Origin of the sequence: Ginsengibacter hankyongi (genome assembly GCF_008710285.1) — a bacterium.
GTDB classification, from domain to species: Bacteria; Bacteroidota; Bacteroidia; order Chitinophagales; family Chitinophagaceae; genus Ginsengibacter; species Ginsengibacter hankyongi.
The window spans coordinates 1-1191 of the sequence record NZ_VYQF01000024.1 but is presented as its reverse complement, the minus strand read 5'-3'; the positions used below and the strand labels follow the sequence as shown (position 1 = coordinate 1191).

2 protein-coding genes are annotated in these 1191 nt (G+C 35.2%); both read right to left on the bottom strand.

All coding sequences use genetic code 11. The features are described 5' to 3' along the window. Positions 1 to 122: 122 nt before the first annotated feature. Positions 123 to 869: a tetratricopeptide repeat protein gene (locus tag FW778_RS22910; protein WP_150417253.1), complete on the bottom strand. Its 747-nt coding sequence runs from the start codon at positions 867 to 869 to the stop codon at positions 123 to 125. A 115-nt stretch (positions 870 to 984) separates the two neighbouring features. Further along, positions 985 to 1191, bottom strand: a 207-nt coding sequence (locus FW778_RS23535; RefSeq protein ID WP_235906547.1) for a hypothetical protein, incomplete at its 5' end; no start/stop codon positions are given.

Below are 1191 nucleotides of genomic sequence, written 5' to 3'. Positions count from 1 at the left end.
TGATAAATTTGACAAATTATTTTTATCGCAGATGCCTTAAAAAATCCAACTTGTCAGATTAAATATTGACGATTACATGTAACCATAGAATTCAGCAAGCCGCTTTGTTACCTGCCGTATTTTCATTCAAGATTATGTTCCTTTTTAAATTTCATAATTCTGCTTTCAACATTCTTTAAATTTCTGTAATTATCAGTTTTGTTATTTTCAAGTTCTTTTAGATAAAACTTATAGGCAGTTCTGTAATCTTTTTGCAATTCATAATTTGAACCAAGATACATATAAGCATCTGCAACCATTTCTAAATTGGGTTTTTCAGTTCTCAATAGTAAAGCTAAATACTCTTGTCTGTAGGGAAGAGCTAATTGAAATTTTCCTAATTGTTCATAAACATCTGCGAGTTGAAACATTGCGTCAGCAAAACTGCTACTTAGTATAATTGCGTCAGTAGAACTGCCACTTAAAGAGTTGGAGTTACTTTGGAATATTCCAATTGCTTTTTTATAACAGTCAATAATTAATAAAGTGTCTTTGGAACATAACAATTGGCTTTTATTTGGGTCACAGTCTGGAAATTGTTGTGCTCTATAAATATCGGCACATCGTTTATAAATTTCTGTCAATTTAATTTCTTTGCGATTTGGGTAATTATCTGCTTGGTTGTTCAACTGCTTCGCTAAACGGTAAAGTGTGTCAAAATTTACTGGTCTTGAATTCCACTTATTTTCTAAGGTGTCAAAATTTTTAAATAGTGTGTCATTGTGCAGTATGTCAATGGATGCACTTTGAACTTTTCTGCTTTGATTATCGTGTCCACAGGAATACAGAACGATGAGTATAAACAGTATTTGATGTTTGAAGTGTCGCATTAATATGGCAGGTAACGGCTACGGCTTGGCGATGTGGCGGCATTTGAAAATCGTCAGCCCGTAACCGCTGCTAAATTTATAAATAAAAGTCCATAGTTTATTCTATTGCTCGGCGTTATTCGTCGGCTGGAACTGAAGCCGATTTGCGAACAAAAAGATGAGCATATATTCGTCGCCCCGCCATATTGCCAAGCATATATTCGTCGCCCCGCCATATTGCCAAGCATATATTCGTCGCCCCGCCATATTGCCAAGTCTCCATGTAACCTAAAACAACTGTTGAGGCAGTTAAGGAAGTAGTCAAATTAAATTCGCTACAGTA

What these genes read in the sequence shown, in the direction of transcription:
- FW778_RS22910 (WP_150417253.1), bottom strand. Translation starts at nt 869, where the DNA reads ATGCGACACTTCAAACATCAAATACTGTTTATACTCATCGTTCTGTAT.